Genomic DNA, 13,885 nt, shown 5'->3' with positions numbered 1-13,885 from the left:
CATGTCCGAGCTGACCAGGCTCACCGCCGCCGAACTGGCGGACAAGATCAAGTCCCGTGAGGTCTCCGCGGTCGAGGTCACCCAGGCCCACCTGGACCGGATCGCCGAGGTCGACGGGTCGCTGCACGCGTTCCTGCACGTCGACACCGAGGGCGCGCTGGCCGCCGCCCGCGCGGTCGACGCCGAGACCGCCGAGGGCCGCCAGGCCTCGCCGCTGGCCGGTGTCCCGCTCGCGCTGAAGGACGTGCTGACCACCAAGGGCCTGCCGACCACCTGCGGGTCGCGCACGCTCGAGGGCTGGCTGCCGCCGTACGACGCCACCGTCACCCGCAAGCTCCGCGAAGCGGGCGTGGTGATCCTCGGCAAGACCAACATGGACGAGTTCGCGATGGGCTCCTCCACCGAGAACTCCGCCTTCGGCCCGACCCGCAACCCGTGGGCGCACGACCGCATCCCCGGCGGCTCCGGCGGCGGGTCCTCCGCCGCGATCGCCGGTTTCGAAGCGGCGCTGGCCATCGGCACCGACACCGGCGGCTCGATCCGCCAGCCGGGCGCGGTCACCGGCACCGTCGGCGTGAAGCCCACCTACGGCGGTGTCTCCCGCTACGGGCTGGTCGCCTTCTCCTCCTCGTTGGACCAGGCCGGTCCCTGCGCGCGCAACGTGCTCGACGCGGCGCTGCTGCACGAGGTCATCGCCGGGCACGACCCGCTCGACTCCACCTCCATCGACGCCCCGGTGCCGCCGGTGGTCGCCGCCGCCCGCGAGGGCCTCAACGGTGACCTCAAGGGCGTGCGCGTCGGCGTGGTCAAGGAGTTCTCCGGCGACGGGTACCAGTCGGGGGTGCTGCGGTCCTTCGAAGCCGCGGTCGAGCAGCTGCGGGCGCTCGGGGCCGAGGTCGTCGAGGTCTCCTGCCCGAACTTCACCCTGGCGCTGCCCGCCTACTACCTGATCGCGCCGAGCGAGGCCTCCTCGAACCTGGCCCGCTTCGACGCCATGCGGTACGGCCTGCGCGTGGCCGACGACGGCACGCACAGCGCCGAAGAGGTCATGTCGCTGACCCGCGAGGCCGGGTTCGGTCCCGAGGTCAAGCGGCGCATCATGCTCGGCACCTACGCGTTGTCGGCCGGGTACTACGACGCCTACTACGGCTCGGCGCAGAAGGTCCGCACGCTGATCACCCGCGACTTCGAGGCCGCCTTCCAGCAGGTGGACGTGCTGGTCAGCCCGACGACGCCGACCACGGCGTTCAAGATCGGCGAGCGCACCGGCGACCCGATGGCGATGTACCTCGCCGATCTGTGCACGATCCCGTCGAACCTGGCGGGCAACGCCGCCATGAGCATCCCGAGTGGACTGTCCGAAGAGGACGGTCTGCCGGTCGGGCTGCAGATCATGGCCCCGTCGCTGGCCGACGACCGGCTCTACCGGGTCGGCGCCGCCTACGAGGTCGCGCGCGACGCGGCGGCCGGCGGCTCCTTGGTGCACCGCGTTCCGGAACTGGAGGCAGCGAAATGAGCAAGAAGAAGAACCAGGTCCGCGGCTTGATCTCGCTCGGCACCGCGGCGGCCAGCGCCACCAGCGCCTTCTCCGGCGTCCGCACGGCGCGGGAGAACGGGGACAAGCTGACCATGGTCAACGCCGCGGCGAGCGCCGTGGTGGCCGTGACCGGTGCCCTGCTGGCGGTGCGCACGCTGCGGAAGGGCGGCAAGAAGTGACGGCCGTGGCGGAAACCATGGACTACGCCGAGGTGCTCGAGCGCTTCGACCCGGTGCTCGGCCTCGAGGTCCACGTGGAGCTGTCCACGAAGACCAAGATGTTCTGCGGCTGCGAGAACCGCTTCGGCGGCGAGCCCAACACGCACGTCTGCCCGACCTGCCTCGGCCTGCCCGGCGCGCTGCCGGTGGTCAACGGCCTGGCGGTGGAAGGCGCGATCCGGATCGGCCTGGCGCTCAACTGCGAGATCGCGCAGTGGTGCCGGTTCGCCAGGAAGAACTACTTCTACCCGGACATGCCGAAGAACTTCCAGACCTCGCAGTACGACGAGCCGATCGCCTTCAACGGCTACCTCGACGTCACCCTCGACGACGGCGAGGTCGTGCGCATCGAGATCGAGCGCGCGCACATGGAGGAGGACACCGGCAAGTCGCTGCATGTAGGAGGGCGGACAGGTCGAATTCATGGCGCCGAGCACTCGCTGCTCGACTACAACCGCGCCGGCGTGCCCCTGATCGAGATCGTCACCAAGCCGATCACCGGCACGGGGGAGCGCGCGCCCGAGGTCGCCCGCGCCTACGTCACCGCGCTGCGGGACCTGTTGCGCGCGCTGAACGTCTCCGACGTCCGGATGGACCAGGGTTCGCTGCGCTGCGACGCCAACGTCTCGCTGATGGCCAAGGACGCGACCGAGTTCGGCACGCGCACCGAGACCAAGAACGTCAACTCCCTGCGCAGCGTCGAGCGCGCGGTGCGCTACGAGATGACGCGCCAGGCGGCGATCCTGGTCGACGGCGGTTCGATCACCCAGGAGACGCGGCACTTCCAGGAGGCCGACGGCACCACCTCGCCGGGTCGCACCAAGGAGACCGCCGAGGACTACCGGTACTTCCCGGAGCCCGACCTGGTGCCGATCGCGCCGTCCCGCGAGTGGGTCGAGGAACTGCGCGGCACCATGCCGGAGCTGCCGTGGGAGCGGCGCAAGCGCGTGCAGACCGAGTGGGACCTGACCGACGCCGAACTGCGCGACCTGATCAACGCCGGTGCGGTGGACCTGATCGCGGCGACCGTCGACCAGGGCGCGAGCCCGGCCGACGCGCGTGGCTGGTGGGTGTCCTACCTGAACCAGCAGGCCAACAAGCTCGGCGTGGAGCTGGGCGAGCTGGCGATCAGCCCGGCGCAGGTGGCGCGGGTGATCGCGCTGGTCGGCGAAGGCGCGCTGACGAACAAGATGGCCCGCGAGGTCGTCGACGGGGTGCTGGCCGGTGAAGGCGAGCCGGACGAGGTCGTGGAGAAGCGCGGCCTGAAGGTCGTCTCGGACGACTCGGCGCTGTACCAGGCGGTCGACGAGGCGCTCGCGGCGAACCCGGACATCGCGGAGAAGATCCGCGGCGGCAAGGTGCAGGCGGCGGGCAAGATCGTCGGTGACGTGATGAAGGCGACCAAGGGCCAGGCCGACGCCAAGCGCGTCCGCGAACTGGTCCTGGAACGCGTCGGCGCTTGAGTCTCCGGCAGGTGCCGTGGTGGCAGTGGCTCGGGTTCGGGGCGGGGATCGTGGCGTTCGTGGCCATGTTCCTGCCCTGGACCGCGCTGCGGGCGGCCGATCCCGAGGTCGCCGAGGCGTTGCGCGAGCTGCCCGCCGGTGACGTGGTGCGGACGGCGTGGCATTCGGGCTTCTTCGCCTGGTCCGCGCCGATCCTGCTGCTCGTCGCGGGGGTGGCCGCGGTGGTGTTCGGCCAGTCGCGGGTGGCGCGGGTGAACGGGCTGCCGCACCTGTGGCTGATCGTGGCGGTGTTGTCGCTGCTGTTGCTGGTGCTCGGCTGGTGGTTGATCGACTGGCAGTTCAGCGAGGACCAGCGCGGGGTGCTGCAGGCCGGTGGGGTGTCGATCGAACCGGCGCTGGGCCGGTTCCTGGGGCTGGCCGCCGCGGTGGCTTCCGTGGCAGGCTCGGTGTTCGACGTCCGAGCCGCCCGCGCTCGTTATGGCGCCAAGCGGTAGGAACTGCTGGCAGGAGAACGCGCGATGTCGCATGTCCCGCTTCCCGGCGCGGTCGGGGTTTCGCACTTGAGCTGCTACGAATGGCTGGCCGAGGACGGGGTGCGCGGCGGGAGCCCGCACGTGCACCTGACCTGCACCGAGGCGTATGTGGTCACCGGCGGGCTGGGCGCGGTGCAGACGCTGACCGTGTCCGGGTACGAGGAGCACGACCTGTCGGCAGGCTCGATCGTCTGGTTCACGCCGGGGACCGTGCACCGGATGATCCAGCGGGACAACCTGCGGATCACCGTGCTGATGCAGAACAGCGGCCTCCCCGAAGCGGGCGACGCGGTGTTCACCTTCCCGCCGGACGTGCTGGCCGACCCGGACGCGTACGCGGAAGCAGCCGTTCTGCCCGCGAAGGAAGGCCCGGAGGCGGACGCGGCGGCTCGGCGACGCCGTGACCTGGCTGTCGAGGGTTACCTGGTGCTGCGGGAAGCCTCGCAGGACGGCGACGACAGCCCCATGCGCGAGTTCCTCCGCACGGCGACGGCGATCGTGGCGCCGAAGGTGGAACGCTGGCTGCCGATCTGGCAGGAAGGCGCCCTGGCCGCGGCCGAACGCACCGGCGCCCAGCTGAAAGCCCTCCTGGACGGCGATGGCAGCCACTTGACGCAGGCGACGGTGGTCGCCGCGACCCCGTCACGCCACGGCGGCTACGGCATGTGCGGCCGACGGGACGAGTACGAACTCCCCGGCATCACCGCCCCCGACGCCCTCCGCGCCGCGAAGCCCTGAGCGAACGGCTCAGTCCTTGCCGGGGATGGCGGCGCTGGGCTGGATGACGATGAGCACCACGCGGTCGTCACTGGACACCGGCTGGCCGCCGTCCTTGTTGACCGTGCCCGCCACGGCCAGTTCGGCGCTGATCTGCTCCATCCCGGCCAGCCGCCCGTAGGTGCGGCCGTTCTCCCCGTCCAGCGTCGCCGACGGCTTGCCGCTGATCGAGCCGTCCGCGGCGACCGGCAGGTTCTGCACGTTCCCGGCGGTCGAGGTGGCCACCATGATCAGGCTGGTGCCGTCCACGCAGCCCGCGACGCCCGGCTTGTCCGGCCACGTCCACGCCGGCGAGGTCAGCGGCTGCCCGGCGGTGACCCGGTAGAGCAGGTCCTTGTCGGCGGCGCGGTCGGTGACCCACAGCCGTGAGCCGTCCGGGGACTTGCACAGGCCGCCCGGCGCGGTCAGACCGCTGGCCAGCACCGCGGACGACGGGTTCGGGTTGCCCTGCGCCGGCTGCCCGGAGGTGTCGATGCGCAGGACCTTGCCCGCCAGCGAGTTCGGGTCGGCGGCGGCCGCCGGGTTGCCCGCGTTGCCGGTGGCGACCAGCAGCGCGCCGTTGCCGTCGGTGGTCAGCGAGCCCTGGTTGCCGCTGCCGCCGCGCGGGATGCCGGTGAGCACCGGCTTCGGCTCCTGGCCCTTGGCGAAGCGCACCACCCGGTTGTCGCTCGGCGTGGTCACGTAGGCGAAGACCAGCTGGTCCTCGGCGAAACTGGGGGAGAGGGTGAGCCCGGTCAGCCCGCCGCCGCCGGTGGCGTCGACCGCCAGCTCGGCGTACTGCTGCTTCTCCGCGCCCGCGGACACCTGGAAGACGCGGCCGCTCTTGCGCTCACCGGCCAGCGCAGCCGGGTTCTGCCCGCCGGGGAGCGCCGTGACCGCGGCCACGGTGTCCATGCAGGTGCCGATCACCGCTTCGTCGAAGTCCTTGCAGCCCTGGGGCGGCGGTACCGAGGTCGGCGGCGTGGACGGGCCGCGCGAACCCGGCGTGGAGCCGTCCGCGCCGGGCAGTTCCGGCTGCGGCCCGGCCTGCGGGGTCAGCTCGGGGGCCGGTTTCCAGTCCTGGGCGGTCGGTGTGCCGTCGAAGTCGGCGCAACCGGACAGCAACAGGAGGCCGCAGGCCAGCGGGGCCAGCGGCCAGCGGGCGATCCGGCGTGACCTGGTGCGCATGATCTCCAGAGGGTAGGCGCCCGCCCGTGAACCTCGGGTGAGCGCCCCGGACCGGCTAACGTGGTGATCATGCCGCTCATCGTGCTCGTGCCCGACGAAGACGGGGTGACCGCGCTTTCCCGCGTGCCCGGCGTGAAACCCGTGCGGTACACGCCCGGTTCGGCACTGCCGCCGGAGGCCGTCGAGGCGGAGGTGCTGGTCCCGGGGCCGGTGCGCTCGGCGCCCGAGCTGCTGCCGAAGCTGCCGAAGCTGAAACTCATCCAGTTGCTGTCAGCGGGTGCCGAGGACTGGATCCCGGTGGTGCCCTCGGACGTGCTGCTGTCCACCTGCCGCGGGGCCCACGGCGGGGCTACGGCCGAATGGGTGGTTGCCGCGTTGCTGTCCACCTACCGGGAACTGGGCCGGTTCGGCGCCGACCAGGCCGCGCGGGTGTGGAACCGGCACAGCACCGACACGCTGCAGGAGAAGCGGGTGCTGATCGTCGGCGCCGGTGACCTCGGACGGCAGCTGCGGCGGCGGCTCGAGCCGTTCGACACGCACGTGACCATGGTCGGGCTGACCGCCCGCGAAGGCGTTTCGGGCGTCGACGAGCTGCCCGAGCTGCTGCCGCAACACGACGTGGTGGTGCTGATGGTGCCCCTGACCTCCCGCACGCGGGGCATGGTCGACGCGGCCTTCCTCGCCTCGATGCGGGACGGCGCGGTGCTGGTCAACGTCGCACGCGGGGCGGTCGCCGACACCGATGCGCTGGTCGCGGAGCTGGCCACCGGCCGCCTGCGGGCCGCGCTCGACGTGGTGGACCCGGAACCGCTGCCGCCGGACCATCCACTGTGGACGATTCCCGGGGTGCTGCTGACCCCGCACGTGGCCGGCTCCGCGCGGGGCTCGCGGGCGCGTTCGTACGCCGTCGCGGCCACCGAGATCGGCCGGTACGCCAGCGGGGAACTACCGGACAACCTGGTGCACGGCGAGTACTAGGCGCTGTCCGGTGAGTCTGGGCGCGGAGAGCGCGACCGTGACTTACCGGACAGCGGCTAGACCCTGGTCCGTTGGTGCGTGGGGGCTGCGCCGGACAGCGGTATCCCTTACCCTGCGCGCGTGAGCACTCACGATGACGACTACCGGCCGAGCGGCACCGGCGGGGGCAGCCTGTTCGACGACAGCGCCTACCCGACCACGCAGACCAGCCTGATCGACGAGGTCGAGGACAAGCCGGTCCGGGACACCAGCACCCGCTGGCACGGCGGCCTGGACTTCGGGCTGCTGGTCCTGCGGCTGGTGCTGGGCGGCACGATGGGCGCGCACGGGCTGCAGAAGCTGTTCGGCTCGTTCGGCGGGCCGGGCATCGACGGTTTCGCGCGCTACCTGCAGCAACTGGGCTTCACCGGCCAGTTCACCCTGCTGTCGTGGATCACCGCGCTGAGCGAGGTGGTCGGCGGGGTGCTGCTGGTGCTGGGGCTGTTCACCCCGATCGGCGCGTCGGCCCTGCTCGGGGTCACCGCGAGCATCGTCTACGTCAAGTTCGGCGGCGGCTTCTTCAGCGCGGCGGGCAAGGGCTTCGAGTTCGAGCTGCTGCTGGCCGCCTCCGCGCTGGCGCTGCTGTTCACCGGCTCGGGCCGCATCGCGCTCGACGTCAACACCCCGTGGCGGCGCAAGCCCATGCCGTTCGCCATCTTCGGCCTGCTCGCCGCCACCGCCGGCGTGGTCCTCGTCCTCACCCTGTGCCGCTAGATCAATGCTATGAGTGGGGCATTACTAGCAATGAACGCTAGTAATGCCCCACTCATAGCAATCAGCGGTTCGGGTCGCGGACGGCGCCGGTGTCGGCGGAGGTGGCCATGCGGGCGTAGGCACGCAGGGCGCTGGTCACCGGCCGCTGCCGGTCCACCGGCTGCCACGGCCGTTCGCTCGCCTCCATCTTCGCCCGCCGCTCGGCCAGCACGTCGGCGTCGACCAGCAGCTCGAGCCGTCGCTCCCGGACGTCCAGCAGGATCTCGTCGCCGTCCTGCACCAGGCCGATCGTGCCGCCCGCCGCGGCCTCCGGCGAGATGTGCCCGACCGAGATGCCCGACGAACCACCCGAGAACCGGCCGTCGGTGATCAGCGCGCACTTCTTGCCGAGTCCCGAACCCTTCAGGAACGCCGTCGGGTGCAGCATCTCCTGCATGCCGGGACCACCGGCCGGTCCTTCGTAGCGGACCACCAGCACCTCACCGGCCTGGATCTTCTTGCCGAGGATGACCGACACGGCCTCCTCCTGGCTCTCCACCACCCGCGCCGGGCCCTGGAAGCGCCACAGCGACTCGTCGATGCCCGCGGACTTGATCACCGCGCCGTTCTCGGCGAGGTTGCCGCGCAGGATGGCCAGCCCGCCGTCGGCGGTGTGGGCGTGCTCGACGTCGTGGATGCAGCCGTTCGCCGCGTCGGTGTCCAAAGAGGACCAGCGGTTCGAGGTGGAGAACGCCTTCGTGGTGCGCACCCCGCCCGGTGCCGCGTGGTACAGCTCCACCGCGCGCTCGGACGGCGACTCGGCCCGGATGTCCCAAGTGGACAGCCACTCGGCCAGCGTGGGCGTGTGCACCGAGGTGACGTCCTCGTTGAGCAGCCCGCCGCGCCACAGCTCGCCGAGGATGGCCGGGATGCCACCGGCCCGGTGCACGTCCTCCATGTGGTAGTCGGAGTTCGGCGCCACCTTCGACAGGCACGGCACGCGCCGCCCGATCGCGTCGATGTCGTCGATGGTGAAGTCGATCTCGCCCTCCTGCGCGGCGGCGAGCACGTGCAGCACGGTGTTCGTCGAGCCGCCCATCGCCATGTCCAGCGCCATCGCGTTCTCGAACGCCTTCTTGTTGGCGATCGTGCGCGGCAGGGCGGTTTCGTCGTCCTCGCCGTACCAGCGCTTGCACAGCTCGACCACGGTGCGGCCCGCGTCGGCGAACAGCTCCCGGCGCGCCGCGTGCGTGGCCAGCGTGGAACCGTTGCCCGGCAGGGAAAGCCCGAGCGCCTCGGTGAGGCAGTTCATCGAGTTCGCGGTGAACATGCCCGAGCAGGAACCGCAGGTCGGACAGGCCGAGCGCTCGACCTCGGACAGCGACTGCTCGTCCACCGCCGCGTTGGCCGAGGCGGAGATGGTGGTGATCAGGTCCGACGAGGGGTGCGCCACATCGCCGACGACCACGGCCTTCCCGGCTTCCATCGGACCGCCGGAGACGAAGACCACCGGGATGTTCAGCCGCATCGCGGCGTTGAGCATGCCCGGGGTGATCTTGTCGCAGTTGGAGATGCACACCAGCGCGTCGGCCTGGTGCGCGTTGACCATGTACTCCACCGAGTCGGCGATGATCTCGCGCGACGGCAGCGAGTAGAGCATGCCGCTGTGGCCCATGGCGATGCCGTCGTCCACCGCGATCGTGTGGAACTCGCGGGCGACCCCGCCGGCTTCGGCGACGGCCTCGGCCACGATCTCGCCGAGGTCCTTGAGGTGGACGTGCCCCGGCACGAACTGGGTGTAGGAGTTGGCGATCGCGACGATCGGCTTGCCGAAGTCGCTGTCGGTCATCCCGGTGGCACGCCACAGGGACCGGGCACCCGCGGCGTTGCGGCCGTGGGTGGTGGTGCGGGAGCGCAGTGGGGGCACGGCTCCTCCATAACTTGTGCTCGAAAAAAACTCAGGAGTGCGGCCCAGGCGCGGGTACGCGCCACAGGGCCATGCCGGGTGCGGTACGCCCGAGATTACTCCTCTTCGGCGAGCTGCCCGCTGGGGTCCGCGAGCCGTCCGCCGCTGACCAGGCTGAGCACCGGCAGGTGCCGGGTGCGCACGGCGGGCAGCGCGACCTTCGTGTCGTCGCCGAGCACCGCGACCACCTTCGACTTCTCGGTCAGGGAAAGGCCTTTGAGCGATTCCCACGGCAGCACGCGCTTGCCGAACAGGGTCCGCACGGTGAGCCCGTCCGCGTCCGCGGTGGTGCGCGTGCGGACCACCCAGGCGCCGATGCCCAGCGGGAGGAGGTAGAGCAGCTGCAGGCCGGGCAGGGAGAATGCGACCGGGGTCACACAGACCGCGAGGAAGAGCACGGCCAGTATCCCCGTGGCGGGTACCCGGAAGATCGCCTTCGGGGCACTCGGCGCGGCGGAGGGGGCGTTGTCCTGCGGTGTTTCTTCGGCCACCCCCAGATGGTGCACCGCTCGCGGACCCGCCTCCGAGCGGGGTCCGGCCTCCCAGCATCCGGACACGCCATCCCGCAGAGTTGACACCCCCGCCGCCGAAGGATTAACGTCCGTGCCGTGACACCGCAGACCGGCCTCGTACTTCCTCAGCGCGTCGACGCTTAGGGAGAGCCCGCTGCGTCGACGCGCGACCCTCGTGCGACCTTTATCGGTCGGCGGGGGTTTTTTGTTGCCCCAGCCCCGTTTGCCACCCGAATGAGTGACACCGACACCCACGAGGCAGAACCGATGACTAGCGCCACCTCGCGATCGGAAACGAACGCCGGGCCGCCCGCCGCAGTGCCCGGGCACCGTCCGAAGCCCACCCCGCCGGCCGGCACCCCGGTCCGGGTGACCGGGGCCCAGTCCCTCGTGCGCTCGCTCGAGGCCGTCGGCGCGGAGGTGGTGTTCGGCATCCCCGGCGGGACCATCCTCCCGGCCTACGACCCGCTGCTCGACTCGACGAAGGTGCGCCACGTGCTGGTCCGGCACGAGCAGGGCGCCGGGCACGCGGCCACCGGGTACGCGCAGGCCACCGGCAAGGTCGGGGTGTGCATGGCCACCTCGGGCCCGGGTGCGACGAACCTGGTCACCCCGCTGGCGGACGCGAACATGGACTCGGTGCCGGTGGTCGCCATCACCGGGCAGCAGTCCCGCGCGCTGATCGGCACCGACGCCTTCCAGGAAGCCGACATCTGCGGCATCACCATGCCGATCACCAAGCACAACTTCCTGGTCACCAACCCGGTGGACATCCCGCGGGTGATCGCCGAGGCCTTCCACCTCGCGTCCACCGGCCGTCCCGGCCCGGTCCTGGTCGACATCCCCAAGGACGTGCTGCAGGAGACCACCTCCTTCAGCTGGCCGCCGGAGATGCGCCTGCCCGGCTACCGGCCCACGCTGCGCCCGCACGGCAAGCAGGTCCGCGAAGCCGCCAAGCTGATCGCGCGCTCGCGCCGCCCGGTGCTCTACGTCGGTGGCGGGGTGATCAAGGCCCAGGCGTCGAAGCAGTTGCTCGAGCTCGCCGAAACCACCGGCATCCCGGTGGTCACCACGCTGATGGCGCGCGGTGCCTTCCCGGACTCGCACCGCCAGCACCTGGGCATGCCGGGCATGCACGGTTCGGTCGCTGCGGTGGCCGCGATGCAGCGCGCGGACCTGATGATCGCGCTGGGTGCCCGCTTCGACGACCGCGTCACCGGTCAGCTGTCCTCGTTCGCGCCGGACGCCACCGTGGTGCACGCCGACATCGACCCGGCGGAGATCTCCAAGAACCGCAAGGCGGACGTGCCGATCGTCGGCGACTGCGCGGAGATCATCAACGAGCTCATCGCCGCCGTGCGCGCGGAGAACGACAAGCCCGACCTCAGCGCGTGGTGGACGCAGATCGACTCGTGGCGCGACACCTTCCCGGCCGGGTACGAGTGGCCAAGCGACGGCACGCTGTCGCCGCAGTACGTGATCGAGCGGATCGGCGAGCTCGTCGGCCCGGACGCGGTCTACACCGCGGGCGTCGGCCAGCACCAGATGTGGGCCGCGCAGTTCATCAAGTACGAGAAGCCAGCCACCTGGATCAACTCCGGCGGCCTCGGCACCATGGGCTTCGCCGTGCCCGCCGCGATGGGCGCGAAGTTCGGCGTGCCGGACAAGCAGGTCTGGGCCATCGACGGCGACGGCTGCTTCCAGATGACCAACCAGGAACTGGCCACCTGCGCCATCGAGGGCGCGCCGATCAAGGTCGCGGTGATCAACAACGGCAACCTCGGCATGGTCCGCCAGTGGCAGAACCTCTTCTACTCGGAGCGGTACTCGAACACCGATCTCGGTACGCACAAGCACCGCATCCCCGACTTCACCCTGCTCGCCGAGGCGCTCGGCTGCGCCGGCCTCCGCTGCGAGACCAAGGAGGAGGTCGACCGGGTGATCCAGCGCGCGATGGAGATCAACGACCGCCCGGTGGTGATCGACTTCGTGGTCGGCAAGGACGCGCAGGTGTGGCCGATGGTGGCCGCGGGCACCGGCAACGACGAGATCATGGCCGCGCGCGGCATCCGCCCGCTCTTCGACGACGACGAGGTTTCGCAATGACCAACCACACGCTGAGCGTTCTCGTGGAGAACGTGCCCGGTGTGCTCGCCCGGGTTTCCGGGTTGTTCTCCCGCCGGGGCTTCAACATCGAGTCCCTCGCCGTCGGACCCACGGAGAACCCGGAGGTGTCCAGGATGACGATCGTGGTGGCCGTCGACGAGTTACCGCTCGAACAGGTCACCAAGCAGCTCAACAAGCTGGTCAACGTCATCAAGATCGTGGAGCTCGAACCGTCCACCGCGGTCCGCCGCGAACTGCTGCTGGTCAAGGTCCGGGCCGACGCCACCGTGCGCAGCCAGGTGCTCGAGACCGTGCAGTTGTTCCGGGCCAAGGTGGTGGACGTCTCCCCGGAGTCGCTGACCGTCGAAGCCACCGGCACCAGCGACAAGATCGGTGCGCTGCTGCGCATGCTCGAGCCGTACGGCGTGCGGGAACTCGTGCAGTCGGGCATGGTCGCCGTCGGCCGCGGTCCGCGTTCCATCACCGCAACAAGCACTCGTTAAAGAAATTTCGGAAGGAAAAGTAACCCCTCATGGCAGTGGAAATCTTCTACGACGACGACGCCGACCTCAGCATCATCCAGGGTCGCAAGGTCGCCGTGATCGGCTACGGCAGCCAGGGGCACGCGCACGCGCTGAGCCTGCGCGACTCCGGCGTCGACGTCCGCATCGGCCTGCCCGAGGGATCCAAGTCCCGGGCGAAGGCCGAGGAGCAGGGCCTGAAGGTGCTCACCCCGGCCGAGGCTTCGAAGGAAGCCGACCTGATCATGATCCTGGCGCCGGACACCAAGCAGCGCTTCATCTACACCGAGGACATCGAGCCGAACCTCAAGGACGGCGACGCGATCTTCTTCGGGCACGGCTTCAACATCCGCTACGAGCTGATCAAGCCGCCGGCCGGGATCGACGTGGCGATGGTCGCGCCGAAGGGCCCCGGGCACCTGGTGCGCCGCCAGTTCGTCGACGGCAAGGGCGTGCCCGCGCTGATCGCGGTGGAGCAGGACGCCACCGGTGGCGCCGAGGCACTCGCGCTGTCCTACGCGGCGGCCATCGGCGGGGCCCGCGCGGGCGTCATCAAGACCACCTTCACCGAGGAGACCGAGACCGACCTGTTCGGTGAGCAGGCGGTGCTCTGCGGTGGCGCGTCCGCGCTGGTGCAGACCGGTTTCGAGGTGCTCACCGAGGCGGGGTACGCCCCGGAGATCGCCTACTTCGAGGTGCTGCACGAGCTGAAGCTGATCGTGGACCTGATGTACGAAGGCGGCATCGCCCGCCAGCGCTACTCGGTCTCCGACACCGCCGAGTACGGCGACCTCACCCGTGGCCCGCGCGTGATCACGCCCGCGGTCAAGGAGGAGATGAAGAAGATCCTGGGCGAGATCCAGGACGGCACCTTCGCCCGCGAGTGGGTGGCCGAGGACGAGGCCGGGCGGCCGAACTTCACCAAGCTCGAGGAGCAGGGCGCCCAGCACCCGATCGAGGAGACCGGCAAGAAGCTGCGCGACCTGATGTCGTGGGTGGACCGGCCGATCACCGAAACCGCCTGATCGGTTTCCGCGCGGCCCCGGTCCGGAAAGATCCATTTCCGGACCGGGGCCGCTACCGTGTGCGCATGGACGACAAGGCGCATATCCGGCACCAGCTCGATCTCTCCGCCGCGCAGTGGCGGCAGGCCGGGCCGGAAGGTGAGGTGGCCTTCGTGCCGCACACCGACGGGGTCACCTACATCGCCCTGCGCGAAGCAGGCGGGGACAAGGTGCTCGTGTTCACCCCGTCGGAATGGACCGCCTTCCGCGCAGGCGTGCACGACGCCGAATTCGACCGCCCCGCAGACCTGTAGCTCACGCGCCGGCCAGGTGGGCGGACATCGGGCCCCGGAGGGACACAAATGTGGCTT

General features: G+C 70.6%; 14 protein-coding genes. 11 read left to right on the top strand and 3 right to left on the bottom strand.

All coding sequences use genetic code 11. From position 1 onward, the window contains the following. Position 1: 1 nt before the first annotated feature. Genes gatA through JOM49_RS40950 form a run of 5 tightly spaced genes read left to right on the top strand, consistent with a single transcriptional unit; the run spans position 2 to position 4,489 of the window. Positions 2 to 1,516 carry an Asp-tRNA(Asn)/Glu-tRNA(Gln) amidotransferase subunit GatA gene (gene gatA / locus JOM49_RS40970; RefSeq protein WP_209670043.1) on the top strand — a complete coding sequence of 505 codons (1,515 nt, stop codon included), beginning with the start codon at positions 2 to 4 and terminating at the stop codon, positions 1,514 to 1,516. After that, a complete protein-coding gene (locus JOM49_RS40965) occupies positions 1,513 to 1,716 on the top strand; it encodes a hypothetical protein (RefSeq protein WP_209670041.1) in 204 nt (67 codons plus the stop codon). The genes gatA and JOM49_RS40965 overlap by 4 nt, the downstream gene beginning before the upstream one ends. Beyond that, the gene (gene gatB / locus JOM49_RS40960) at positions 1,713 to 3,218 is read left to right on the top strand and encodes an Asp-tRNA(Asn)/Glu-tRNA(Gln) amidotransferase subunit GatB (RefSeq protein ID WP_209670039.1); all 1,506 of its coding nucleotides are present in this window, start codon (positions 1,713 to 1,715) and stop codon (positions 3,216 to 3,218) included. Before JOM49_RS40965 ends, gatB begins: the two co-directional genes overlap by 4 nt. Beyond that, a complete protein-coding gene (locus JOM49_RS40955) occupies positions 3,215 to 3,712 on the top strand; it encodes a hypothetical protein (RefSeq protein ID WP_209670037.1) in 498 nt (165 codons plus the stop codon). The genes gatB and JOM49_RS40955 overlap by 4 nt, the downstream gene beginning before the upstream one ends. 24 nt (positions 3,713 to 3,736) lie before the next feature. Continuing rightward, entirely contained in the window at positions 3,737 to 4,489 is a 753-nt protein-coding gene (locus JOM49_RS40950) for a cupin domain-containing protein (protein WP_209670035.1), read from the top strand. A 9-nt stretch (positions 4,490 to 4,498) separates the two neighbouring features. On the opposite strand, the gene JOM49_RS40945 is transcribed toward JOM49_RS40950, so the two are convergent. After that, entirely contained in the window at positions 4,499 to 5,695 is a 1,197-nt protein-coding gene (locus tag JOM49_RS40945) for a PQQ-dependent sugar dehydrogenase (protein WP_209670033.1), read from the bottom strand. 69 nt (positions 5,696 to 5,764) lie between these two features. Here JOM49_RS40945 and JOM49_RS40940 point away from each other — a divergent pair, with 69 nt between their 5' ends. Beyond that, positions 5,765 to 6,673 (top strand): 2-hydroxyacid dehydrogenase, encoded by a 909-nt coding sequence (locus JOM49_RS40940; RefSeq protein WP_209670031.1) that lies wholly within the window; start codon positions 5,765 to 5,767, stop codon positions 6,671 to 6,673. Positions 6,674 to 6,844: 171 nt separating this feature from the next. Beyond that, on the top strand, positions 6,845 to 7,426 hold the full coding sequence (locus JOM49_RS40935; RefSeq protein ID WP_372444240.1) for a DoxX family protein: 582 nt from the start codon (positions 6,845 to 6,847) through the stop codon (positions 7,424 to 7,426). Between the two features lie 61 nt (positions 7,427 to 7,487). Here JOM49_RS40935 and ilvD read toward each other — a convergent pair whose 3' ends face one another. Then, positions 7,488 to 9,332, bottom strand: coding sequence for a dihydroxy-acid dehydratase (gene ilvD, locus JOM49_RS40930; RefSeq protein ID WP_209670027.1), 1,845 nt, complete (start codon positions 9,330 to 9,332; stop codon positions 7,488 to 7,490). A gap of 95 nt (positions 9,333 to 9,427) precedes the next feature. Next, complete coding sequence (locus tag JOM49_RS40925; protein WP_209670025.1) at positions 9,428 to 9,862, bottom strand: PH domain-containing protein; 435 nt, start codon at positions 9,860 to 9,862, stop codon at positions 9,428 to 9,430. Between the two features lie 288 nt (positions 9,863 to 10,150). Here JOM49_RS40925 and JOM49_RS40920 point away from each other — a divergent pair, with 288 nt between their 5' ends. The 4 genes from JOM49_RS40920 (at position 10,151) to JOM49_RS40905 (ending at position 13,828) form a co-directional block, all read left to right on the top strand. Next, complete coding sequence (locus JOM49_RS40920) at positions 10,151 to 11,989, top strand: acetolactate synthase large subunit (protein WP_209670023.1); 1,839 nt, start codon at positions 10,151 to 10,153, stop codon at positions 11,987 to 11,989. Beyond that, on the top strand, positions 11,986 to 12,492 hold the full coding sequence (ilvN, locus tag JOM49_RS40915; protein WP_113693759.1) for an acetolactate synthase small subunit: 507 nt from the start codon (positions 11,986 to 11,988) through the stop codon (positions 12,490 to 12,492). The genes JOM49_RS40920 and ilvN overlap by 4 nt, the downstream gene beginning before the upstream one ends. A 29-nt stretch (positions 12,493 to 12,521) precedes the next feature. Next, complete coding sequence (gene ilvC / locus JOM49_RS40910; RefSeq protein ID WP_209670021.1) at positions 12,522 to 13,535, top strand: ketol-acid reductoisomerase; 1,014 nt, start codon at positions 12,522 to 12,524, stop codon at positions 13,533 to 13,535. A gap of 65 nt (positions 13,536 to 13,600) precedes the next feature. Continuing rightward, positions 13,601 to 13,828, top strand: a complete 228-nt coding sequence (locus JOM49_RS40905) for a DUF397 domain-containing protein (protein WP_209670019.1) — start codon at positions 13,601 to 13,603, stop codon at positions 13,826 to 13,828. Positions 13,829 to 13,885: the final 57 nt, after the last annotated feature.

Source organism: Amycolatopsis magusensis (genome assembly GCF_017875555.1).
Lineage (GTDB): Bacteria > Actinomycetota > Actinomycetes > Mycobacteriales > Pseudonocardiaceae > Amycolatopsis > Amycolatopsis magusensis.
This window is presented reverse-complemented; position numbering and strand designations above follow the sequence as displayed.

Excerpts from the sequence above, each read along its gene's own strand:
- gatA (WP_209670043.1), top strand. The coding sequence starts at position 2 with ATGTCCGAGCTGACCAGGCTCACCGCCGCCGAACTGGCGGACAAGATC.
- JOM49_RS40965 (WP_209670041.1), top strand. The coding sequence starts at position 1,513 with ATGAGCAAGAAGAAGAACCAGGTCCGCGGCTTGATCTCGCTCGGCACC.
- JOM49_RS40950 (WP_209670035.1), top strand. The coding sequence starts at position 3,737 with ATGTCGCATGTCCCGCTTCCCGGCGCGGTCGGGGTTTCGCACTTGAGC.
- JOM49_RS40945 (WP_209670033.1), bottom strand. The coding sequence starts at position 5,695 with ATGCGCACCAGGTCACGCCGGATCGCCCGCTGGCCGCTGGCCCCGCTG.
- JOM49_RS40940 (WP_209670031.1), top strand. The coding sequence starts at position 5,765 with ATGCCGCTCATCGTGCTCGTGCCCGACGAAGACGGGGTGACCGCGCTT.
- JOM49_RS40920 (WP_209670023.1), top strand. The coding sequence starts at position 10,151 with ATGACTAGCGCCACCTCGCGATCGGAAACGAACGCCGGGCCGCCCGCC.
- ilvN (WP_113693759.1), top strand. The coding sequence starts at position 11,986 with ATGACCAACCACACGCTGAGCGTTCTCGTGGAGAACGTGCCCGGTGTG.
- ilvC (WP_209670021.1), top strand. The coding sequence starts at position 12,522 with ATGGCAGTGGAAATCTTCTACGACGACGACGCCGACCTCAGCATCATC.
- JOM49_RS40905 (WP_209670019.1), top strand. The coding sequence starts at position 13,601 with ATGGACGACAAGGCGCATATCCGGCACCAGCTCGATCTCTCCGCCGCG.